Raw genomic sequence first — 22,313 nt, 5'->3', positions numbered from 1 at the left:
AGCCGCGCCTCTGGGAGATTCAGAAGGTCAGGACGGCCTTGCCGACCGTGCCCCGCTTGGCCGCCTCGACGGCCTCGCCGATCCGCTCGAACGGGAAGTGCCCGACGATCCGGTCCACCGGGAACCGGCCCGCCGCGTGCAGCCGCAGCAGTTCGGGCACGAAGACCTGCGGTATCCCGCCGCCGCCGATGATCCCGGTGATCGTGCGCCCGTTCAGGACGCTGCGCCAGTCGAAGCTCATCTCCTCGCTCGGGCCGACGCCGATCACGCCGCAGCGGCCGAGGGGGGCGAGGGCCTCCACGGCGGTGCGGAGGACGTCCGCGCGGCCGGTGGTGTCGAGGACGAAGTCGAATCCGTCCGGGGCGATCGAGCGCAGTTCGTCGGCGGCGTCCTCGCCTCCGGTCACGCCGTGCGTGGCGCCGAGGGAGCGGGCCGTGGCGAGGCGTTCGGCGTTGAGGTCCACGGCCGCGACGGTCGTGCATCCGCTGAGCACGGCCGCCAGGATCGAGGCGACGCCCACGGCGCCGGCCCCGAAGATCGCGATGGACGAGCCGGGCGAGGGCCGCAGCACGTTGAGGACGCCGCCGGCGCCGGTCTGGAAGCCGCAGCCGAACGGCCCGGCCAGGGTCAGGTCGGCGTCCTTGCCGATCGGCACCACGGCCCGGGAGGGCGCGATCACGTGGTCGGCGAACGACGACTGCCCGAGGAAGTGCGCGTTGATCTCGGTTCCGCCGAGCGAGACCGCCGACGATCCGTCGGGGCGCCGCCCGCTGAAGTTGAGCGCGTCGAAGCTCAGGCAGTAGCCGGGCGACCCGGTCAGGCACGGCCGGCACCGCCCGCACGAGGTGTGCGACAGCGCCACGTGGTCGCCGGGCGCCACCGAGGTGACGTGGTCGCCGACCTGCTCGACGACGCCCGCGCCCTCGTGCCCGAGCACGGCCGGGGCGTCCATGAAGGTGGCGAACTCCAGGTCGGTGGCGCAGATGCCGACGGAGGTGAGCCGGATCAGGACCTCGTCCGGACGGGGCGGGCCGAGTTCCACGTCCCGCAGGGCCAGGGGCTCGCCCGGGCGGTCCAGTACGGCGGCGGTGACCCGCATGCGACCTCCCCAAGGTCATTTCATAAAGAGATACGGCATCTTGACATGCGGGATAATTCCGGTCAAGGATTCCCGGTATGTCCGCACTTGATATTCCGGCCGCCAGGCACCTCGTCGACGGCGCCTGGGTTCCCGCCCGTGACCAGGGCGAACTCCCCGTCCTGGACCCTGCGAACAGCAAGGTTATCCAGCAAATCGCGCGCGCCGGCCAGGCCGACGTGGACGACGCGGTCGCCGCCGCCCGGCGCGCCTTCCCCGGCTGGGCCGCGACCTCGCCCGCCGAGCGCGGCGCCCTGCTGGGCCGCTGGGCCGCGCTGGTCATGGAACGGGTCGAGGACCTGGCCAGGTACGAGGCGCGCGACGTCGGCAAGCCGCTGTCCGGCGGGCGGATGAACGCGTTCATCGCACACGGGATCATCGAGTACTTTGCGGGTGCGGCCGACAAGCTCACCGGCGTCACGCTGCCCACCCGCACGCCCGACTACCTGGGCTTCACGATCCCCGAGCCGTTCGGGGTGTGCGCGGTGACGCTCCCCTGGAACGTGCCGATGCTGCTGTCGGCCGCCAACGTCGCGCCCGCGCTCGCGGCCGGCAACACGGTCGTGCTCAAGCCGTCCGAGATCGCCCCGCTCGGGCCGCTGGCGCTGGCGGAGCTGGCCCGCGAGGCCGGTCTCCCGCCGGGGGTGTTCAACGTCGTCACCGGCCTCGGCGCGGAGGCGGGCGTCGCGCTCACCTCCCACCCGGACGTCGACCACATCAGCTTCGTCGGCTCCACGGCCACCGGCCGCGCGGTGATGCGCGCCGCGGCCGAGAACCTGGTGCCGGTCAAGCTGGAGCTGGGCGGCAAGTCGCCCAACGTGGTGTTCGCGGACGCCGATCTCGACGTGGCGATCCCGGCGATCGTCGGCTCCATCACCGAGAACGCCGGCCAGAACTGCTATGCGGGCTCCCGGCTCCTGGTCGAGGAGTCGATCCGCGCCGAGGTGACCGAACGCGTCGTGGCGGGCATGCGGGCCGTGCGGCTGGGCACCTGGGACCAGGACCTCGACATGGGGCCGCTGGTCAGCCGGGAGCAGTACGAGCGGGTGCTCGGCTTCCTGGAGGGTGCGCCCGGGGAGGGCGCCCGCGTGGTGACCGGCGGCGCGAAGGCCGAGGTGCCGGGCGACGGCTGGTTCGTGGCGCCGACCGTCCTGGACGGGGTGGACTCCGGCATGCGGGTCGTGCGCGAAGAGGTCTTCGGGCCCGTCCTGACCGTGCAGGGCTTCTCCGGCACCGGCCGAGCAGTCGAAATGATGAACGACACTGACTTCGGGCTCCTGGCCTGCATCTGGACCGACGACGTGTCGCGGGCGCTGCGCGTGGCCAAGGACGTGCGGTCCGGGCAGGTCGCCGTGAACCAGTTCCATGACGCGGGGGTCATCGGGTTCCCGTTCAACATGCAGAAGGACAGCGGGTTCAGCGCGGGCGGCGGATACGCGGCGCTGCGCGAGTACACGCAGGAGAAGGCGGTGGCGGTGCGCCTGCTCGACCGCTGAGCGGCCGGGCCCGCCGCGCAGCCAGGAGGGGGTGTCGGCGACTTTGCGCGCAGGTGTTGACACATCCCGGAGACGGGGTTCAGAGTTACCTCACATTACGAACCGATGGTTCACAATGCGAGATGAGTTCGACAGGTGTCCTTGACCGGAGGTTGTGGTGAAAGCGCTGGTCCAGACGGGGTTCGGCGGCCCGGAGGTGGTGTCGCTGCGGCACATCGCCGACCCGGTCCCCGGTCCTCGTGACGTGCTGGTCCGGGTACGGGCCTGCGCGCTGAACCGGCTCGACGTCCTCCAGCGCCGCGGCCCCGCCGTGCTGCCCGGCTTCCGCCTCCCGCACATCGCCGGCATGGACGTGGCCGGGCACGTCGAAGCGGCCGGGGACGAGGCGGGCGGGGACGAGGCGGGCGTGTTCGCCCCCGGCGACCGCGTCGTGATCGACCCGACGCTCGGCTGCGGAACGTGCGGGCGCTGCGGAGCCGGAGACCCCGGCCACTGCGCCGCCGTCCGCGTCATCGGCGGGAACGTCGCCGGCGGCTTCGCCGAGTACGTCGCCGTGCCCGCGCGGCTCGTCCACCGCGTCCCGGACCACGTCGGGCTGGCCGAGGCCGCCGCGCTGCCGTCCACGTGGAGCACCGCCTGGCACGCCGCCCTCACGGTCGGCGCGGTGACCGAAGGCGAGACCGTGCTGGTGCAGGCCGCCGCCAGCGGGGTCAGCATCGCCGCCGTCCAGCTCGCCAAGCGCGCCGGGGCCCGGGTCGTCGCGGTCGCGGGCAGCGACGCCAAGCTCGCGCTCGCCGCGGACCTGGGCGCCGACCTGCTGCTGCGCAACGAGGCCGACGTCGTCGCGGCCGTGCGAGGCTTCACCGGCGGCGAGGGCGCCGACATCGCGCTCGACCACGTCGGCGCGTCGACCTGGAAGACCTCGCTGGACAGCCTGCGCACGGGCGGGCGGCTGGTCACCTTCGGCAACACCACCGGCGACGAGGTCACGATCTCACTCGCCGGCGTCTACCACCGCGGGCTGCGGCTGCTGGGCTCCGGCGCCTACACCGAGGCCGACTTCGCCGCGATGCTGAGCGCCTACTACGGCGGCGGCCTGCGGACCGTCCGGATGGCCGAGTACGGGCTCGACGAGGTGCCCGCCGCGTTCGCCGCCGCCGAGTCGCGCGAGGCCATCGGCAAGGTCCTGGTCCGGCCATGACCCATGACCCTCTCCTGGTCACCGGCGCGACCGTGGTGACGATGGCGCCCGGACGCGAGGTCGTCACCGACGCCACCATCGCCGTCGCAGACGGCCGCGTCGCCGCGATCGGCCCGTACCGGACGCTCCGCGCGGACCACCCCGGAGCCGCCGAGCTGGACGCGAGCGGCTGCGTCGTCGTCCCCGGCATGGTCAACGCCCACCAGCACTGCACCGTGGACCCGCTGATCCGCAGCGTGATCCCCGACGACATCGACTCCCAGGAGGCGATCTTCGGGTGGGCGGTGCCGCTGCACGGACTGGTCTCCGGCGACGACGACGAGGTGTCGGCGGCCCTCACCGCCGCCGAGTCGCTGATGCGCGGCGTCACCACCGTCCTTGAGGCGGGCACCGTGGCGCACCCGGAACGCGTCGCCGCGGGGCTCACCGCGGCCGGGATCCGGGGACGGGTCGGCGGCTGGGGCTGGGACGCCCCCGGCGTGCCGAACCCCCCACCGCATTCCCTGCCCGCCGCCGAGGCGCTGGCCCGGCAGGAGGAGATCGTGCGGAGCCTGCCCGCCGGCGGCCTCGTCACCGGGTGGATCACGCTGGTCGGCCACGACCTGGTCAGCGACGAGCTCTTCACCGGCGCGGCCGCCCTCGCCGAACGCCTCGGCACCACCATGACCTTCCATATGTCGCCCGGACCCGGCGACGCCGGGTCGTACCTGGACCGCACCGGCGCCCGCCCGCTCGTCCACCTGCGCGACCTCGGCGTGCTCGGCCCGCGCCTCCTCCTCGGCCACGCCGTGTGGCTCGACGACGAGGAGGTCGAGGCGGTCCTCGCGACCCGCACGGCGGTGGCGTCCTGCCCGGGCGCCTACCTGCGCCTCGGCCAGGGGTACACGCGGGCCGGGCGGCACGGCGAGCTGGTCCGGCGCGGCGGGCGCGTCGCGCTCGGCTGCGACGCCCACAACGCCGGCGACGCGCCCGACGTGCTGCGCACGGCCGGGCTCCTGGCCGGCCTGGAGAACGACCGGGGAGGGTGGCCGCTGCGCGCGGACGAGGCGTTCGCGCTGGCCACCTGTGCCGGTGCCGAGGCGGTCGGCCTCGGCGACCTCGTCGGGTCGATCGAAGTCGGCAAGGCCGCCGACCTCGTCGTCCTCGACACGCAAGACCTGGCCTGGACGCCGGTCGGCGACCTGGCCACGCACCTGGTGTGGGGTGCACCCGGCCACACCGTCCGCGACGTCCTGGTCGCCGGGAAGGCGGTCGTCCGCGACCGCCGGCTCACGACCGTCGACGTCGCGGAACTGCGCCGGGAGGCGGCAGAGCGGTCCACCGCGCTGCTGCGGGCGGCGGGACTCGATGTCCCAAGCCGCTGGCCGGTGGTCTCCGCGGCCACCGCCGCAACGAGCTCCCGCTCCCTGCTCGGCTCACCGTCCGATCGAAAGGACCCCTGAGGTGAAGAACCGTAAAACGGTACGGATCGCGGGCGCGGCCGTCGCCTGCGCCACCATGCTCGCCCTCGCCGGCTGCGCCGACACCGACGCCACGGCGAACCAGAACAACTCCGCCGGCGGGTCGGGCAGCGGCGTGCTGCCCGGCGAGCCCGACGTCAACGGCGACGGCAAGGTCGTCATCGGGGTGCTCAGCCCCGGCGACATCAACGACAACGGCTACTACGAGAGCTTCGTGACCAGCGCCGAGGCGTTCGCCAAGGAGAAGGGCTGGCAGCTCATCAAGCGCGGCAGCGTCCCGGAGAGCGAGGCGCTGAGCGCCGCCCGCGCGCTGTGCCAGCAGAAGGTCGACATGGTCGCGCTCGGCGCCTCCGAGCTCAAGGACGCCATCCCCGCCTCGGAGGAGGCGGTGTGCGCGAAGACCGCCTGGTACGTCCCGAGCTCCGGCAACGTCCAGCAGACCCCCCGGATCTTCGTGTCCACCGACGCCGCCGACCAGAGCGTCCTGACGGCCGGGTACGCGGCCGGCGTGCTGATGAAGGCGAAGGGACTCAAGAAGGCCGCCTTCGTCGGCGGCATGGAGGTCGACTTCAACATCAACGCCTCCAAGGCGTTCAAGGCGGGCATCCGCCTGATGATCCCGGACGCGACCGTCACCACCACCTACGCCGGTGACCAGGACGACGCCGCCAAGGCCAAGGAGGCGGTGCAGGCCCAGATCGACCAGGGCGTCGGCGTGGTCTACCCGTACCTCGGCGGCTCCACCGACGCCGCCACGAGGCTCGCCAACTCCAAGAACCTCATCACGCTGACCCCCGGCACCGACCGGTGCGCGTCCACCGACCCGAAGTTCGACATCTCCGTGCTGTACAGCCCCGGCGACTACTTCACCGAGGCGCTCAAGCTGTTCGAGGGCGGCAAGCTCGAGATGGGCATCGAGAAGGTCTGGACGATCGGCAAGGACCCGTACCCCACGGTCAAGCTGTGCAAGGACGACCCCGGGGCGCAGCAGAAGATCGACACGTTCATGAAGGACATCGCGAGCGGGAAGATCGACGCCTCCGCGGAAGTGGAGAGGCTCGGTAAGTGACATGACCGATCGTGACGGCGGAGCCCGGGCGCCCGCGCTGGCGCTGCGCGGGATCTGCAAGACCTACGGGCAGGTCGTGGCCTGCGACGCGGTGGACCTGACCGTTCACCGCGGGGAGATCCACGGCCTGCTCGGTGAGAACGGCGCGGGCAAGTCCACGCTGATGAAGATCCTGCTCGGGCTCGTCCGGCGCGACACGGGAACGATCCACCACGACGGCCGCCCGGTCGAGGTCGCGGGGCCGCAGGAGGCGATCGCGCTCGGCATCGGCATGGTGCACCAGCACTTCAGCCTCATCGAGCCGCTGACGGTGTGGGAGAACGTCACCCTCGGCGACACCGGCAGGGTCGACCGGGCGCGGGCGTGCGAGCAGGTCGAGGAGGTCGGCAGCCGTTATGGGCTGCCGATCGACCCGCTCGCGCCCGTGTCGCGGCTGTCGGCCGGGGAGCGGCAGCGGGTCGAGCTGATCAAGTGCCTGCGCCGCGACCCGTCCGTCCTCGTCCTGGACGAGCCGACCTCGGTGCTCACCCAGGCCGAGTCGGCGGAGCTGTTCGGCGTGCTGCGCGAGGTCGTCGCCGGCGAGGACCGCGCGGTGGTCCTGATCAGCCACAAGCTGGCCGAGATCACCACGGCCACCGACAGGGTGACCGTGCTGCGCAGGGGCCGCGTCGCGTTCCACAGCGCGACCGCGGAGACGAGCGCGCAGGAACTGGCGCGGCAGATGGTCGGCCGGGACGTGTCGCTGCGCGCCGAAGCGGCCGCGCTGGGCATGCTCCCGGTCGAGCGCCGCGGCAAGCCGCAGGCGGAGGAGGACGCTCAGGAGCCGGACGCCGAACCGGCGCTGCGGCTGTCGGGCGTCACCGTCCGCTCGGAGGGCGTCACGCTGCTCGACGACTTCAGCCTGGACGTGGCGCCCGGCGAGATCGTCGGCCTGTACGGGGTGGAGGGCAACGGCCAGGCGACGCTGGGCGACCTGCTGTCCGGCCTGATCGAGCCGTCCGCCGGGACGGTCGAGGTCAACGGCGTGCGGATCGACCCGGCCAAGCCGGGCGCGCTGCACAAGGCGGGCCTCGGCATCGTCCCGGAGGACCGGCACGCCTCCGGCGTCGTCCTCGACATGAGCGTCGCCGACAACCTGGTGATGAAGTCGCTCGACTCCGTCAGCGGCCGGATGCTGATCGACCGGCGCAAGACCTACGAGGTCGCGCGGCGGCTGGCGGCGGAGTTCAACATCATCACCTCGTCGCTGGACGCCACCGTCCGCAGCCTGTCGGGCGGCAACCAGCAGCGGGTGGTCCTCGCCCGGGAGATGTCGGCGAACCCGGCGGTCCTGGTCGCGGCCCAGCCCACCCACGGCCTCGACGTCGGCGCCATCGAGGACATGTACCTGCGGCTGCGCAAGGCCGCGTCCGGCGGGGTGGCGGTCCTGCTGATCACCACCGAGCTGGAGGAGGTCATGGCGCTGGCGTCCCGGATCGCCGTGATCTCCCGGGGCCGCGTCACGGGCCTGCTGCCCACCGCCGAGGCCACCGCCGAACGCCTCGGCATGCTCGTCGGAGGTGTAGCGGCATGACGGACGCTGATCGCACCGGGCGGCGGCTGGCGGCGTCGCTGAACCCGGGGCCCGGCGCGGCGCAGGTCACCATGGCGACGATGGTCGCGGTCGCCGTCGCGCTGGCGGTGTCGTCGGTGCTGGTGGCGACGACCGGCGGTTCCCCGATCGGGGCCGTGAAGGCACTGTACGACGGGAGCCTGTCGAGTCCGGCGGCGATCAGCTCCACGCTCCTGTACACGGCGCCGCTGCTGCTGGTGGCGGTCGGGACGTGCGTGTGCGTCCGGGCCGGGGTGTTCAACCTCGGCCAGGAGGGCCAGGTGCTCATCGGCGCGCTGGCCGGCGCCGCGGTCGGGCTGCGGCTGGCCCTGCCGGGGCCGGTGCTGCTGGTGCTCGCGCTCGTCGCGGCGGCGCTCGCCGCCGGGGCGTGGGCCGGGATCAGTTCGCTGATGCACCGGGTGCGCGGCGTCAACATCGTGGTGAGCACGCTGCTGATGACGTTCCTGGCGCAGCAGCTCGTCTCGTACGCGGTGAACACGCCGTGGCTGCTCCAGGAGACGCGGCGCGGGGAGGCGACGGTCTCGCCGCAGTCCAACCGGCTGCCGGAGGACCGGCTGCTGACCTCGTTCGGCGAGTACCCGGGGCTGCAGATCAACACCGGCCTGGTGCTGGCGCTGGTCGCGGCCGTGGTGATCGCGGTGCTGATCGTGCGCAGCCGGTGGGGTTTCCGGCTGACGATGCTCGGCCTCAACCCGCGTGCCGCCCGGCACGCGGGGGTGCGGGTCGCGGCGATGAGCGGGACGGCGCTGGCGCTGTCGGGCGCGTTCGCGGGCGTGGCCGGGGCGGTGCTGCTGACCAGCCCGGTCGGCACCAACCGGCTCCAGGGCGGCATCTCCAACAACATCGGCTGGGACGGTCTGCTGGTGGCGCTGGTCGCCCGCAACCGGCCGCTGGTGGCGATCCCGGTCGCGCTGCTGTTCGGAGTGCTGCGTTCGGGGGGCGGGTTCCTGGCGTCGACCGGCGTCCCGCACTTCCTGGTGGACGTGGTCAAGTCGCTGCTGGTGCTCGCGTTCGTCGTCCCGCCGGTCCTGACCGAGGCGCTGCGTCGCCGGCGGGAGAGCCGCCGCGGCGGCGCCGACGCGGACACGGCGGCACCCAAGGCCAAGGAGGCGGTCGCGTCATGAGCGCCGCGGACAACATCTCCACGATTCTCGCCAGCGGGGCCCGGCTGACGGTGCCGCTCGCATTCGCCGCCTGCGGGGAGTACCTCGCGGAACGGGCCGGGACGGTCAACATCTCGGTCGAGGCCATGATGCTGGGCGGGGCGTTCGGCGCGATCGCCGGCGCCTCGGTGACCGGCAGCGCCTCGACCGGGCTCGTGGTCGGCATGCTGGTCGGGCTGCTCATCGGGTTCGTGCACGGCAACCTGTCGCACCGGGCGGCCGTCAACACGTTCGTGGTCGGGCTCGTCCTGAACACGCTGGTGCTGGGGCTGACCAGCTACCTGATCGTCACCGGGACGTTCACCGGCCACCAGGTGTGGCAGGTCAGCGTGCCGGTGCTGCGCGACATCCCGATCGTCGGGCAGGTGCTGTTCGTCGAGCGGTGGCCCGTCTACCTGCTGATCGCCGTGGTCCCGCTGACATGGTGGCTGGTCGAGCGCAGCCGGTGGGGCCTGGAGCTGCGGGCGGTCGGCGAGGATCCGCAGGCCGCGGACGTGACCGGCATCGACGTCAACGCGCGGCGCCGGCAGGCGCTGCTGTGGTGCGGGCTGCTGGCCGGGCTCGGCGGCGCCTACCTGGCGGTGGGCGAGGTCGGCTCGTTCAGCCAGAACATGACCGCGGGCCGCGGGTTCATCGTGATCGCCGCGGTGATCTTCGGGGCGTGGCGGCTGGGCCGGACACTGCTCGGCTGCGCGCTGTTCGGGCTCGCCGACGCGATGCGGCTGGCGCTGCCCGCGCTGGGCTTCCAGCTGAACTCGCAGCTGCTCATCGTCGCCCCGTACCTGCTGGCCCTGCTGGCGATGCTGCTGTTCGCCGCGAAGGACCGCGAGCCGCGGGCCCTGGGCAAGGCGTTCGAGCGGGGTACGGCGTGATCTGTAAGTGCAATCAGGCCCGGGCGTTCGGAGCCCGGACGATTCCGAGGAGGACAACGTGACCGGACTGACCACCGCGCGCTGGACGCACGTCGCGCTGCCCAGCGGCGACCTGGACAAGTCGATCGACTTCTATACCTCGCTCACCCCGCTGGTGGTGGTGGAGCGGTTCAAGGACGCCGACGGCGAGAGCGCCTGGCTGTCCAACGACGGCCAGGTAGAGACGCCCTTCGTGCTGGTGCTGGTGTCGTTCAACAAGGACAAGGGCGGGCAGCTGGGGCTGCTGCACCCGTTCGCCCACATCGGCATCGAGGTGCCCGAACGCGCCGACGTGGACGCGCTGGCCGAGCGGGCCCGCGAGCTGGGGAGCCTGCACTGGGAGCCGCGCGACATGCCGGACCCGGTCGGCTACATCTGCGCGCTCAAGGACCCCGACGGCAACGTCATCGAGATCTCCCACAACCAGAAGGTGTTCGACACCGTCCGGGCCAAGTGGGGGCGGTCCTGAGCGGCGTCCCAAGGCCGGCGGAACCGGGCGCCGCGGCGCGGGTCGAGGAACGGACCCGCGCGGCGGTGCTGCGGTACCTCGGCGCACTCAACCGCCATGACGCCGAGGCGGTCGCCGGATGCGTGGCCGAGGGCTTCGTCGGCGAGCACACCTCCCCGATGGGGCGCGGCGTCACCGGCCGCGCCGCGTACCGGGAACGGCTGGACGGCTTCCTGGCCGACTTCGCCGACCTGAAGTACGAGATGGAGGACCTGGTCGTCCGGGACGTGCGGGCCGTGCTGGCCTACACGATGTCGTTCCGGCTCGTGTCGGCCGGGAACGCGCCGGTGCGGGTCCGCGGCGTGTTCCGGTTGTGGGTGGACGCGAACGGCCTGGTGGCCCGCCGGGTCGACTACTGGGACGGCTCCGAGGTGACGCGGCAGCTCGCCGCCGCCGTCCCGTCGCAGGGCGGCTGATCCGCGCTCCCGCCGCGCCGCCCGGCCGCGCCCTCCCGTGGGGGCCGGGCGGTGATCGCACGCTGCCCGCACGTAGGTATATCGCATTATGAGATAGCGTCTCTCATTGGTTGACAGGATTCCATCTCGCATCGAAAGATGATGTCGTGCATGTTGTGATGACTTCCGGGGGTCTAGGCCGGATCGAGGACGGCGGCGTCGCCGTCCTCGACACGCCGTATCCCGACGCGGCGGCCCTGATCGAGGCGACGGGCTCGCTGGACGCCCTGGCCACGGCGAAGGTCGTCCGGTGGTTCCCGCTGGACGGCGACGGCGCCGGAGAAGACGCCGGGGACGGTGCCGAGGGCGGTGCCGGGGGCGAGCTGCTCGCCCCCATCGCCCGGCCCCGCGCCGTGTGGGGCATCGGCATGAACTACCACTCCAAGGCCGCGCTGACCGGACGTCCCGTCCCCGACGAGCCGGTGCTCTACCTGGCCGCGCCGTCGTCGGTGTGCGGCCCCGGCGCCGCGGTCCGGCTGCCGGCCGGGCAGACCGCCGAGATGGACTACGAGGCCGAGATCGCCGTCGTGATCGGCCGCACCCTCGACCACGCCGCCGAGGCCGACGCCTGGCACGCCGTCGCGGCCGTCACCGCGGCCAACGACATGACCTGCCGCGACGTCATGAAACGCACCGGGTGGCCCGTCCTGGCCAAGAGCTTCCCCGGCTTCACCCCGCTCGGAGCCTCCCTGCTCGGCCGCGACGAGACCGCCGGACCGGACGCGATCGGCGTCCGCTCCTGGGTCTGCGGCGAGTCGCGCCAGGACTCCACCAGCGCCGACATGATCTTCCCGATTCCGGAGCTGCTGGCCCGGATCTCCCGGTACGCCGTGCTCCGCCCCGGCGATGTGGTGCTGACCGGCACGCCCGCCGGAACCGGCCAGGACCGCGGCGACTTCCTGCGGCCCGGCGACACCGTCCGGGTCGAGATCGACGGCGTCCTGCCGCTGACCATCCGGGTCCGGGCGTGAACCCGCGCCCCGCACCGCCTCACGCGCGGGACCCGGCCCCCCTTTCCCCTTGCACCACCCTCACAGAACCGGGAGCACCTCGATGACCGAAGAAAAGAAGCCCGTCTACGATCGTGTGCTCAGAGGCGGAACGGTCATCGATCCCGCCTCCGGCACCGACGCCGTCCTCGACGTCGCGATCAACGGGACCGCGATCGCCGCCGTCGGCACCGGACTGGCCGCCGGCGCGGCGCAGGTCATCGACTGCACCGGCAAGTGGGTGCTCCCCGGCCTCGTCGAGGGCCACACCCACATCTTCCAGCACGTCTCCAAGGTCGGCGCCCCCGCCGACGACGCGCACCTGCGCCGCGGCGTCGTCGCCGCCGCCGACGCCGGGACGGCCGGCGCCTCCACGTTCGCCGCCTTCCGCAAGCTGGTCGTCGAGCCGACCCCGATGCGGATCGTGAACTTCCTGAACGTGTCCGTCCTCGGCCTCATCGACTTCCGCTTCGGCGAGCTGATGAACCCCGACACGCTCGTCCCGGACGACGCGCTGGAGACCGCCGCCGCCAACCCCGACGTGGTCCGCGGCTTCAAGATCCGCCTGTCGGAGGACGTGGTCGGCGACAACTGGCAGATGCTGCTGAAGAAGTCGCTCCAGGTCGCCGAGCAGGCGGGCCTGCCGCTCATGGTCCACATCGGCGAGACCTCCGAGCCGCTGCCGATCGTCCTGGACCACCTGCGTCCCGGCGACCTCGTGGCGCACTGCTACACCGGCAAGGAGCACGGCATCCTGGACGGCGACGAGGTGCTGCCCGCGGTGGCGGCGGCCCGGGAGCGCGGCGTCCTGTTCGACTCGGCGCACGGCAAGAGCAACCTCAGCTTCGAGGTCGCCCGCCGCGCGATCGCGCGGGGCTTCTACCCCGACGTCCTCAGCTCCGACACCAGCGCCCGCAACTGGCGCGGCCCGGTGTTCGACCTGCTGACCAGCATCTCCAAGCTCGTCGCGCTGGGCATGCCGCTCACCGAGGCGGTCGCCCGCGCCACCGTGCGCCCGGCGCAACTGCTCGGGCTGGACGCGGAGGGCTACGGGCGCCTGGAGCCCGGCGGCCCCGCCCACGTGACCGTGGTCGAGGAGACCGAGCCGGTCGTCCTCCCCGACGCGGCGGGCAACTCGATCACCGCACCCCGCCTGGAGCCGACGCTCGTCCTGCACGGCGGGGCGGAGGTCGAGACCGTGCCGTGGCGCGGCCTGTGACCTCGCCGGGTTCCTCACCACGGGGTTCCTCACCACGGGCCCGGCTGCGGGCGGCGCTGGCGGAGGGGACCCGGGTGACCGGGACCTTCGTCAAGCTGCCCGTGCCGGACGTGGTCGAGCTGTGCGGCCTCACCGGCTTCGACTTCGTGGTCGTCGACCTGGAGCACTCCACGCTGACGGAGGCCGACGCGATCGGGCTCGTCCGGCACGCCGAACGCTGCGGGATCCCGGCGCTCGTCCGGATCCCCGAGGTGGACGCGCCGCTCATCTGCCGCCTGCTGGAGAACGGCGCGGCCGGGCTCCAGCTGTCCATGCTCGGGCAGGCCGCGCAGACCCGCGCGCTCGTCCGGGCCACGCGGTTCGCGCCCGAAGGCGCGCGGTCGGTCAGCCTGGCCAACCGGGCCGCCGGGTTTGGGCTGCGTTCACCGGGGGGCTCGTCCGGCGGCCTCAAGGCGTTCCTGGCCGCCGAGCGCGACGACCCGCCGCTGCTCGTCGGGCAGGTCGAGACCCCCTGGTGGAGAGACGGCGACTCCTGGGACGCGGTGATCGGAGCCCTCGACGTCGTCTTCGTCGGCGGCACCGACCTGGCCGTCAGCCTGGGCGCCGACCCCGGCGGTGACGAGCTGCGCGCGGCCGTCACCGAGATCGAGAGGGCCGCGGAACGGCACGGGGCGGCGTTCGGCGGCTGGGCCCCGTCCCGGGCCGCCGCGCAAGGCCAGGGGCTCGCCGCCGCGCGCTACCTGGTGACGGGCTCGGACCTGCAGATTCTGGCCGCCGGACTGGAAGCGGCGGCCGGCGAAGGAGACAACGGATGACCGAGAACAGCGGCACGGAGAAGAGCGGCACGGAGAACAGCCGCAACGCCAAGCTCTACAACCGGGTGATCGGCTGGGCCGACATGCCGGAGGCGGAGCTGCGCAAGGGGGTGCGGCGCCGCGTCTACTCCACCGACGAGGTGATGGTCGCGCACCACACCCTGGACGTCGGCATGGACCTCAACCCGCACAGCCACGCGGACTTCGACCAGCTCGTCTACATCGCCGAGGGCCGCTGCAACTACTACGTCGAGGGCATCCCGCACGAGATGACGGCCGGGACGTTCCTGCTGGTGCCCAGGGGAGCCGAGCACTACATCGAGCCGCTGGAAGAGCCGTGCGTCAACATCGACATCTTCGTGCCGCCGCGCGCCGACTTCGCCAAGTCCCTGACGTACCTGGACGACCTTCCCTGATCCCGCCTCCGAGCCGCGATCGACTGCGGCGTGCCGCCCGAGTGAGACCGGCTCAGGCCCGTCTCACCGGTTCGTCCCACCGAGGGTGCACGCCGCGGCCCGGCGTTCAGCCGGCCTCGGCGTGGGGGGCGCCGTTGTTGCCCAGGCGCTGGGACAGGTCCCTCGTGATCTCCAGCAGCGCCTGCGCCATCGGCGAGCCGGCCTGCCGCGGGACGTCGACGGAGGTGCCCACGATCGCCATCGTCGCGATGATGGCGTCCCCCTCGAAGACCGGCGCCGCGATGGTGTGCAGGCCGTTCTCGGACGGGGAGTTGACCGACAGGCCGTGCTCGCGGATCCAGTCGAGCTCCCCGCGCAGCTCCGGCGCGCGGCGCAGCAGCTTGGCCAGCGCCGGGACCTGCTCGGGCGTAAGGTACGCGCAGAACACCCGGCCCTGCGCGGAGGTCGCCAGGTCGAGCCGCGACCCGACCCGGACGCTGATCCGGATCAGGTGGTCGGTGTTGTCGGCGGAGCGGACGACGGTCGGCGACTCGCCGTCCCAGATGCTCAGCACGACGGTCTGCCCGGCGGTCTGGACGAGCCGGTCCATGTACGGTTCCGCGGCGGTCACGATCGGCAGCGCGGCGCGTGCGGCGGCGGCGAGCGTGAGGACCTGCGGGCCCAGCGAGTACAGGGCGGTGCGGTCGTCGTACCGCAGCAGGTTCGCCGCCCGCAGCGCCTTGGTGTACCGGTGGGCGGTCGCCTTGCTGGCGCCGAGCCGTGCGGTGATCTCGTTCAGGCTCAGGTGCGGCCGGCTCACCGTGAACGAGTCCAGGATGAGCGCGGCGCGCTGCACCGTCTGGATCGATGAGGAGCTCTCGGCCGTGGTCTCTCGTGCGGTGCTCGTCGCCATCCGTTCCTCGCTTCTGCCTCGGTCACCGGCCGCGTTCCGCCTTGCGCGGCGGGCGCGTTCCGCCTTGCCCGGCGGGCGCCGTGGCGGCACGACACGTCATCTCATCATGAGCGCGACCGCGGCGGTGGTCATTCGCTACTTACGGGTAAAGCGCCCGGTGCGGTACGTGTCAACAGCTTGACCGAATGTCATCTCTTACTGCGAGACGCAATCATGTTAACTGAGACGTAGCTAGTCAAGCCGGTCGGGAACCATCCGTCTACCCCTTGACAGGGTGAACCGGACTGGGGAACTCTGTACACGATGCGAGATGGTATCTCGAATTAGTGAACGATGCTGCTGACGAAGCGGCGTGGAAGGGGGTGAAGCCCGATGTCCGGACCGGATGGCACGGGTCTTCCGGGGCGGCTGGTCGTCGAGGACTGGGACGCACTGACTTTCCGCGTGAATCGGGTCGCGTACCGCTCGGAAGAGATCTTCCAGGCGGAGCGGGACCGGATATGGGCGCGTACATGGCTGTACCTGGGCCACGAGACCGAGATCGCCACGCCCAACGACTTCAAGACGCGGACGCTGGGCGGCCGGCCGCTGATCTTCTGCCGTGACACCGACGGTACCGTCCGGGCGTTCCTCAACTCCTGTCCGCACCGCGGCACGATCCTGTGCCGGGAGCGGGAGGGGTCCAGCAAGCTGTTCCAGTGCTTCTACCACGCGTGGACGTTCCGTAACAACGGCGAGGTCGCGGCCATCCCCGGCAAGGAGGCCTACGAGGCCGCCGGCGAGGGCTTCCTCGACTCGATGGCGCTGCGCACCGTCCCCCGGCTGGAGATCCACGAGGGCTTCGTGTTCGTCTCGTTCGACCCGGACGTCCCGCCGCTGCTCGACTACCTCGGCGACGCCGCCGACTACATGACGATGATCTCCGAGCAGCACGAGGCCGGCATGGAGGTCCTGCCGGGCACCCAGCTGTACGGCGTCCGCGGCAACTGGAAGCTCGGCGTCGAGAACGCCATGGACGGGTACCACTTCTCGCCCACGCACAACACGTTCGTCGGCTACCTGCGCGAGACGGGCTTCGCCGTCACCGACGACGACCAGTACGCCTACAACCTCGGCAACGGCCACAGCCTCCTCGTCCTCACCGGGCACGGCGGCCGGATCAGCATGCTGTGGGAGCCGCGCTTCGGCGAGGACGAGAAGGTCCGCACCGCCGAGCACCGCGCCGAGATGGACCGCCGGCTCGGCCCCGAGCGGGCCCGCTACGTCGCCGACGAGAGCCACATCCTGTTCGTCTGGCCCAACCTCCTGCTCTTCGACCTCGAAGGGCTGTCGATCCGCCAGCTCGAACCGGCCGCGGCCGACCGCACCGACGTGCGCGCCTGGCAGCTCGCGCCGCGCGGTGAGGACGCCGACACTCGCGCGCTGCGGATGAAGACCATGGTCAGCTTCGTCGGCCCCGGCGGCCTCGCCACCCCCGACGACATCGAGGCGTACGAGGCCGTGCAGCGCGGCATCGAGGCCACCGCCGCCGACGCCCGCGCCGGCATGGACTACAGCGACATGTCCCGCGGCATGGTCGACGAGGTCAAGGGCGTCCAGGGCCGCTCCATCGACGAGGGCGCCATGCGCGGCTTCTGGCGGCACTGGGTGGACGCCCTCGGCGTCGACGGCGGCCTGGACGTCGGCGGGCCCCGCCCAGAGCGCTTCCTTGAGGGAAGGAACGTGCGATGACCGCACCCACCACCAGCGCCGTCCTCGTCGGCGGACGCGAGATCACCCGCGCCGACGTGGAGGACTTCCTCTACGCCGAGGCCGAGATCCTGGACGCCTGGAAGTACGACGACTGGCTGGCGCTGTTCGAGCCCGGCGCCCGCTTCGAGGTCCCCGCGACCGACTGGAAGGGCGAGTCGGCCCACGCGTCCGGCTCGTTCGTCACCGACGACTGGGACCTGCTGCGCGCGCGCGTCAAGCGGCTCAAGTCGCGCAAGGCGCACGCGGAGAACCCGCCGTCCCTTACCCACCGGATGATCTCCAACGTGCGGCTGCGCGAGCACGACGAGCCGGGCGTGCTGCGGGTGACGGCGTCCTTCATCACCCACCGGGCCCGCGACGGCGAGTTCGACGCGTACGTGGGCCGCTACGACCACCTGCTGGTCACGGGCGGCGAGCCGCGGACGGGCGGGGCGGAGCTCCGCTTCCGGCTGCGGCGCGCGATCCTCAGCCACGAGCACCTGACCGCCGGCAGCCGACTGAGCTTCATTCTCTGAGGACAAGCGATGATCCAACACAACCTCGCGTTCCGTTTCCGCGAGGACGCGCCGGCGGAGGCCGTCGAGTCCATCCTCGCGGAGCTGCGCACGTTCCCGCGGCGCTACCCGGCCATGCGCGACTTCACGCTCGGGCCCAACATCAGCACCCGCAGCAGCAGGTACACCCACGCGTTCTCGGTGAAGTTCGACACCGAGGCGGACCTGATGGCGTACCTGGAGAGCGAATCGCACGAGCGGTTCGTCCGGGAACGCTGGCGCCCGATCATGGACGACCACATCATCGTCACCTACGAGACCCCCGGCAGGCCCGGCCGGCCGCGCGGCCCGTACGGCATGGAGTACGCCCGCATCGAGGTCCCCGACATGGACCGCACGATCGAGTTCCTCCAGTACCACGTGGGTCTCCAGCTCGAACAGCGCACCGGCGACCACGCCTACCTGCGCGCCGACATCGAGCACCACTCGATCGAGCTGATCAGCGCCCCGGACCGCGAGGCCGGCCACACCGTCGCCATCGGCTACAGCGTGGAGAACGCCGAGGTCCTGGCGGACCTGCGCAAGCGCGTCGCCGACGCCGGGCACGAGATCCTCGAACTCCAGGACCGCCAGAAGGACCTCTGCTCGGACGGTTTCGCCGTCCGCGACCCCAACGGGCTGACCGTGGAACTGTTCATCGGCTTCCTGGAGTACGCCGAGCCGCCGGTGACGGAGCTGCGCCCGGTCGACCTCGTCCACCCGTTCATCGCGACGAACAAGTACGAGGAGTCGCTGGAGTTCTACACGAAGGTGCTGGGCTTCCAGTCCTCCGACGAGATCGTGGGCTCCACGACGTTCATGCGCTGCGAGGACCGCTACCACCACAGCCTCGCCCTGCAGAACAACAAGGAGCACTTCGTCGCGCACCTGTGCTTCGCGACGAAGAGCCTCGACCACGTCATGCGGTTCCGCGCCCGCGCGCTCTACAAGGGCGAGCCGATCGCGTCCGACCTGGTGAACCACTCGGCGTCGACGTCCATCGCGTTCTACATGCACGAGCCGCTGCACGGCCCGCGCTACGAGCTGTGCGACGCGCACCGCGTGTTCACTCCGGAGGAGCACGAGTCCCACGTCGCCCGCCGGATGCCGCCGGACCCGCGCAACATCGACGTGTGGCGCCCGGCCGCCGACGACTGGGGCCGTTTCTGAGTACGGAACCGCAGGACGCGGGCGAGGACATCGTCCGCGTCCTGGAAGTCCTGGACGGCGTCCCGGCGCCGTACGGCCGCGAATCCGCCGCCGCCGTGCACCTCGCCTCCTGGTGCACGGCGCGGTGGCCGTGGATCGACTGGACGGTCCACCGGTACGGCACGGGCGGGGCCAACCTCCAGGCGGGCGACCCGGCCGGGGTGCTGCTCTACTCGCACCTCGACACCTCACTCAGCGGCGACCCCGTCGAGGACAGGCCGATCACCGCCCGTGCCGACCCGCCGCCCCCGCTGAAGGTGACGTCCACCCACGTCGAAGGCTTCGGCCTGGGTGTGGCGAGGGCCCCCGCCGCCGCGGCTCTGACCGGTTTCATCTCCGCCGCATCCCGCGGTGTCCCGGCACGCCTTCTCCTGGCCGGCTCAGGGACGCACCGGAGCATGCTGCACGGCCCCGCCGGCGCTGCCCGCTCGACCGGCCTGGACCACTACCTGGCCACCGAGCCCCGGCCGCCCGCCGCCGTCGTCGCCAAAGGCGGCCCGCCCACCATCCTGTGGGAGGAGCCAGGCGCCCTCTACCTCCGCCTGCGCGTACAGGGACGGCACGGCGCCGTCCTGGCCCGCGAGTCAGCAGACCCGCACGGCGGCATCATCGCCCACGCGGGCCCGGTCCTGGACGCCGTCGAACGCTGGCGCGCAGCCTACGTCGCCTCCGGCACGGCCCCCGGCACGCAGGTGGGCCCGGCCGCCGGTATCGGCTCCCTCGCCGCGGGCCGCCCCGACAAACCCGACCTCTTCCCAGCCCTCCTGGAGGCCGGGATCTACGTGGTGACCATCCCGGGAGCCGCCCCGAAGGCCATCGCCGACGCGCTCCGGACCGAGGTCGAAGCGGCCTGCGCGACCGGCCCACTCGCCAACTGCAAGGTCGAGGTGGACATCGACGAGATCCACCCCGCCGCCGCGACCCCCGCCGACGCACCCATAGTCCGCGAGGCCAGAACCGCCTGGCGTGCCGAGTTCGGCGACGCCCCGCCCCCCATCACCGGCTGGACGGGCTCCACGGACGGCGTCGCCCTAAGAGCCCACGGAGTGGACACCGTACGTCTCGGCCCCGCATCCCGCCCGTCCCCAGAAGACCCGCGGTGCGACGTCCTCGACCTGGCGTCCCTGACCGCGTACGCCCGCCTGTACGCTCGCCTCCTCGCCCGGGAGTGAACCGGGCGCGGTCGGCCCACGTCTCTACAAGGGGAGGTGGGGGAATGCGAAAATTCGGTCCCGGACGCACCGTCGCCAGCTACGCCTGGGCGCTGAGCCCGATCTACACGCTCGGCATGGGCACGTCGATCACGATGATCATCGCGGCGGTGCGGATGCGGTCGCTCCTGCTGTGGCTGGTACAGCCCATCTATCTCGCGCTCGTCGTCCTCGGGTTCGTCACAGCGGGAAGCGAGGACGGCACGACCGGGGACACGGTGTTCCTCGCCGTCTTCCTGACCTTGGTGACGGTCGGCACGGGACACGCGTTCTTCCTCCGCCGCAAGGTCTTCAGCCCGGCGGAGGCCGACCTTCTGAAGCAGGCCGAACTGGACGTGCACCGCCGCCGGGAGTTGCGTGTCCGGGCGGCCGAGGTGGCCCGGCGCTCCCCGGCGCTGGCCGTGGAGATGCGCATCGGACGTCCCGACCTGGAGAGGTCCTACGACGACGGCGGGCTCGTCGACATCAACCATGCCCCGGCATCGGTGCTGGCCGAGATCCCGGGGATGACCCACGAACTCGCGGAACGCATAGTCCGAATCCGGAGCGACACGGGCGGCTTCATCTCCGCGGAGGAGGTCGCGACGCTGGCAGACCTGCCTCCCGTCCTCACCCCGCAGATCGCCGAGTACGGCGTCTTCCTCCGGTGATGGCCGTGGCCCCGTTCACACCGCTCCTGGAACGGGGCCACGAGCAGGGGTGGCCGGTCAGAGACCCCAGGCCTCATTGGGGACGACCGCGTCCGCGATCTGGAAACGGCCGCCCGGCAGGGGCTCCTTCGCCTTCCCGTCGGGCGTGTTGATGACGTTCTTGCCGAAGCCGGGCACCATCGGGCGGCCGACCTCCCGGCGCAGCCACAGCCGCAGCAGGTGGCGGCGGCGCTCCGGCTCGGGGTAGTCGTCGTACTCGGTGCGCGAGTGCAGGGCGGCGTAGTTCAGGAGCCACTGGACGTCCCCCGGCTGGAAGTCCATGTCCAGGGGGAGGCCGGGCTCCTGCGCGATCTCGTCGAACAGGTTCAGGACCTCGATCTGCGCCTCGGTCAGCCGCGGCACCTCCGGGTACTCCTGAGCCGTGAAGATCATCTGGGCGCCGGCGTAGGTGCTGAAGACGCCGTCGACGTAGCTGCAGATCGGCGACTGGTAGGTGTTGGCGGGCGCGTCCGGGTCCTGCCTGCGCCAGTCCCAGTGCCAGGGCTCGAACAGCAGGGGCGCGAGGTCGGGGCGGCGGCGCAGGATCTCGTTGTAGATCGTGGTGCCGCTGACCAGGCTGGACGCCCCGCCCGCGCGGGCTCCGCGCAGGCACATCAGGGCGACGACGTCGGAGCTGTCGGAGTGGAACGGCAGCCGGTCGCGCACCCGCGACGGCAGCGCGGTCGGGTCGTCCATGGTCTTGTTGGACGTGGCGATGACGTGGTCGAGCACGTCGCCGTACTGGTTCTGCGGCATCGGGGATCCGAGGTGCAGGCCCATCAGGTAGAAGATCGCGCCCGCTACCGTGTCGCCGTAGTCCTCGGTGCGGAGCCCGCGGATGAGGATGAAGCCGCGCCCGGCGTCCATCTGCTCGGCGCATTCCTCGATGAGGCCGGTGCAGGCGTCCAGCGGGTAGTCGGCGGCGGTGACGGCGCGCAGGTCCGGGTCGTCGGCGACGAAGCGGCGGCCGACGGCCTCCAGTTCGTCCCGCTCGGCGTCGGACAGCTGGTGGATCCACTCGGTGGAGCCGGCCAGCTCGTCCCCGCGCCAGGCGGACGGGCCGGAAATCGGGGACAGGTCAACGGTCGTGGACATGATGCCTCGCACTTCAGAAAGGGTGAGCAGGCCGCGGACGGACGCCGCGGCCCGGGATGGGGCTGCGGACGTCGTGCGTTAGAAGGGCGTCTGCGGAAGACCCGCGGCCGTGCCGGGACGCATGCCGGTACGCGGCGGGCGGACGCGCAGCGGCTCGGAGTAGGCGCGCACGGCCGGTCCAGGGCTGCCCGGTGAGGCTGCTCGGATCATTGGCGTGCTCCCGACGGTGGAGGATCTCCCGCCAACCTAAGTCAGACCCTCCGATCCCGTCAAGCGAGACGCCATCTCGTATAGATAGCCCACCCGCCGCCCGTGCCACGGCCGAACCACGCGACCGGAGTTCACTGGTTCGCGGCCCGTCCCTCTGCTGCCTCGGCGATCTGAGCGATGAGGGCGTCCGTGGTGGCGGCCTCCAGCAGACAGCCGCCCCACGGCGTCGGGACATAAGCCCACCAGCGGCAGGTGTGGAGCCCCCACCAA

The 22,313-nt window shown here is 72.1% G+C and carries 21 protein-coding genes; 18 read left to right on the top strand and 3 right to left on the bottom strand.

The window, feature by feature from the left end:
- Nucleotides 1–19: 19 nt before the first annotated feature.
- A complete protein-coding gene (locus tag AB0C35_RS24300) occupies nucleotides 20–1,099 on the bottom strand; it encodes an NAD(P)-dependent alcohol dehydrogenase (RefSeq protein WP_358459709.1) in 1,080 nt (359 codons plus the stop codon).
- Between the two features lie 77 nt (nucleotides 1,100–1,176).
- Between AB0C35_RS24300 and AB0C35_RS24295 the strand changes: the two genes are divergently transcribed.
- From AB0C35_RS24295 to AB0C35_RS24235, 13 genes are all read left to right on the top strand, one after another.
- The gene (locus AB0C35_RS24295; protein WP_358459706.1) at nucleotides 1,177–2,634 is read left to right on the top strand and encodes an aldehyde dehydrogenase family protein; all 1,458 of its coding nucleotides are present in this window, start codon (nucleotides 1,177–1,179) and stop codon (nucleotides 2,632–2,634) included.
- A gap of 157 nt (nucleotides 2,635–2,791) precedes the next feature.
- On the top strand, nucleotides 2,792–3,835 hold the full coding sequence (locus tag AB0C35_RS24290; protein ID WP_358459703.1) for a zinc-binding dehydrogenase: 1,044 nt from the start codon (nucleotides 2,792–2,794) through the stop codon (nucleotides 3,833–3,835).
- Entirely contained in the window at nucleotides 3,832–5,277 is a 1,446-nt protein-coding gene (locus AB0C35_RS24285) for an amidohydrolase family protein (protein WP_358459700.1), read from the top strand. Before AB0C35_RS24290 ends, AB0C35_RS24285 begins: the two co-directional genes overlap by 4 nt.
- A 1-nt stretch (nucleotide 5,278) precedes the next feature.
- Nucleotides 5,279–6,364 carry a BMP family ABC transporter substrate-binding protein gene (locus AB0C35_RS24280; RefSeq protein WP_358459697.1) on the top strand — a complete coding sequence of 362 codons (1,086 nt, stop codon included), beginning with the start codon at nucleotides 5,279–5,281 and terminating at the stop codon, nucleotides 6,362–6,364.
- A 1-nt stretch (nucleotide 6,365) separates the two neighbouring features.
- Nucleotides 6,366–7,937, top strand: coding sequence for an ABC transporter ATP-binding protein (locus AB0C35_RS24275; RefSeq protein ID WP_358459694.1), 1,572 nt, complete (start codon nucleotides 6,366–6,368; stop codon nucleotides 7,935–7,937).
- Nucleotides 7,934–9,100, top strand: coding sequence for an ABC transporter permease (locus AB0C35_RS24270; RefSeq protein WP_358459691.1), 1,167 nt, complete (start codon nucleotides 7,934–7,936; stop codon nucleotides 9,098–9,100). Before AB0C35_RS24275 ends, AB0C35_RS24270 begins: the two co-directional genes overlap by 4 nt.
- The gene (locus tag AB0C35_RS24265) at nucleotides 9,097–10,011 is read left to right on the top strand and encodes an ABC transporter permease (protein WP_358459688.1); all 915 of its coding nucleotides are present in this window, start codon (nucleotides 9,097–9,099) and stop codon (nucleotides 10,009–10,011) included. Before AB0C35_RS24270 ends, AB0C35_RS24265 begins: the two co-directional genes overlap by 4 nt.
- A 58-nt stretch (nucleotides 10,012–10,069) precedes the next feature.
- Nucleotides 10,070–10,519 carry a VOC family protein gene (locus tag AB0C35_RS24260; RefSeq protein ID WP_358459685.1) on the top strand — a complete coding sequence of 150 codons (450 nt, stop codon included), beginning with the start codon at nucleotides 10,070–10,072 and terminating at the stop codon, nucleotides 10,517–10,519.
- Nucleotides 10,504–10,974, top strand: coding sequence for a nuclear transport factor 2 family protein (locus AB0C35_RS24255; RefSeq protein ID WP_358459682.1), 471 nt, complete (start codon nucleotides 10,504–10,506; stop codon nucleotides 10,972–10,974). Before AB0C35_RS24260 ends, AB0C35_RS24255 begins: the two co-directional genes overlap by 16 nt.
- Nucleotides 10,975–11,132: 158 nt before the next feature.
- Nucleotides 11,133–11,984 (top strand): fumarylacetoacetate hydrolase family protein, encoded by an 852-nt coding sequence (locus AB0C35_RS24250; RefSeq protein ID WP_358459679.1) that lies wholly within the window; start codon nucleotides 11,133–11,135, stop codon nucleotides 11,982–11,984.
- A gap of 82 nt (nucleotides 11,985–12,066) precedes the next feature.
- On the top strand, nucleotides 12,067–13,221 hold the full coding sequence (locus tag AB0C35_RS24245) for an amidohydrolase family protein (protein WP_358459676.1): 1,155 nt from the start codon (nucleotides 12,067–12,069) through the stop codon (nucleotides 13,219–13,221).
- A 74-nt stretch (nucleotides 13,222–13,295) separates the two neighbouring features.
- On the top strand, nucleotides 13,296–14,036 hold the full coding sequence (locus AB0C35_RS24240; RefSeq protein WP_358459673.1) for an aldolase/citrate lyase family protein: 741 nt from the start codon (nucleotides 13,296–13,298) through the stop codon (nucleotides 14,034–14,036).
- A complete protein-coding gene (locus AB0C35_RS24235; RefSeq protein ID WP_358459670.1) occupies nucleotides 14,033–14,452 on the top strand; it encodes a cupin domain-containing protein in 420 nt (139 codons plus the stop codon). Before AB0C35_RS24240 ends, AB0C35_RS24235 begins: the two co-directional genes overlap by 4 nt.
- A 106-nt stretch (nucleotides 14,453–14,558) precedes the next feature.
- On the opposite strand, the gene AB0C35_RS24230 is transcribed toward AB0C35_RS24235, so the two are convergent.
- Complete coding sequence (locus AB0C35_RS24230) at nucleotides 14,559–15,344, bottom strand: IclR family transcriptional regulator (protein WP_358459667.1); 786 nt, start codon at nucleotides 15,342–15,344, stop codon at nucleotides 14,559–14,561.
- Nucleotides 15,345–15,716: 372 nt separating this feature from the next.
- On the opposite strand from AB0C35_RS24230, the gene AB0C35_RS24225 reads away from it, so the two are divergent.
- Genes AB0C35_RS24225 through AB0C35_RS24205 form a run of 5 tightly spaced genes read left to right on the top strand, consistent with a single transcriptional unit; the run spans nucleotide 15,717 to nucleotide 20,699 of the window.
- Nucleotides 15,717–17,075 carry an aromatic ring-hydroxylating dioxygenase subunit alpha gene (locus tag AB0C35_RS24225; RefSeq protein WP_358459664.1) on the top strand — a complete coding sequence of 453 codons (1,359 nt, stop codon included), beginning with the start codon at nucleotides 15,717–15,719 and terminating at the stop codon, nucleotides 17,073–17,075.
- Complete coding sequence (locus tag AB0C35_RS24220) at nucleotides 17,072–17,611, top strand: aromatic-ring-hydroxylating dioxygenase subunit beta (RefSeq protein ID WP_358459661.1); 540 nt, start codon at nucleotides 17,072–17,074, stop codon at nucleotides 17,609–17,611. Before AB0C35_RS24225 ends, AB0C35_RS24220 begins: the two co-directional genes overlap by 4 nt.
- A 9-nt stretch (nucleotides 17,612–17,620) precedes the next feature.
- On the top strand, nucleotides 17,621–18,799 hold the full coding sequence (locus AB0C35_RS24215; protein ID WP_358459658.1) for a Dabb family protein: 1,179 nt from the start codon (nucleotides 17,621–17,623) through the stop codon (nucleotides 18,797–18,799).
- Entirely contained in the window at nucleotides 18,763–20,010 is a 1,248-nt protein-coding gene (locus tag AB0C35_RS24210; protein ID WP_358459655.1) for a M20/M25/M40 family metallo-hydrolase, read from the top strand. Before AB0C35_RS24215 ends, AB0C35_RS24210 begins: the two co-directional genes overlap by 37 nt.
- A 44-nt stretch (nucleotides 20,011–20,054) precedes the next feature.
- On the top strand, nucleotides 20,055–20,699 hold the full coding sequence (locus AB0C35_RS24205) for a helix-hairpin-helix domain-containing protein (protein WP_358459652.1): 645 nt from the start codon (nucleotides 20,055–20,057) through the stop codon (nucleotides 20,697–20,699).
- Nucleotides 20,700–20,756: 57 nt separating this feature from the next.
- On the opposite strand, the gene AB0C35_RS24200 is transcribed toward AB0C35_RS24205, so the two are convergent.
- Nucleotides 20,757–21,833: a TauD/TfdA family dioxygenase gene (locus AB0C35_RS24200; protein WP_358459649.1), complete on the bottom strand. Its 1,077-nt coding sequence runs from the start codon at nucleotides 21,831–21,833 to the stop codon at nucleotides 20,757–20,759.
- Nucleotides 21,834–22,313: the final 480 nt, after the last annotated feature.

The sequence above is a fragment of the Spirillospora sp. NPDC048819 genome, assembly GCF_040650055.1.
GTDB lineage: Bacteria > Actinomycetota > Actinomycetes > Streptosporangiales > Streptosporangiaceae > Spirillospora.
Note: the sequence above shows the minus strand (reverse complement) of the source record. Positions and strands in the feature narration are given on the sequence as shown.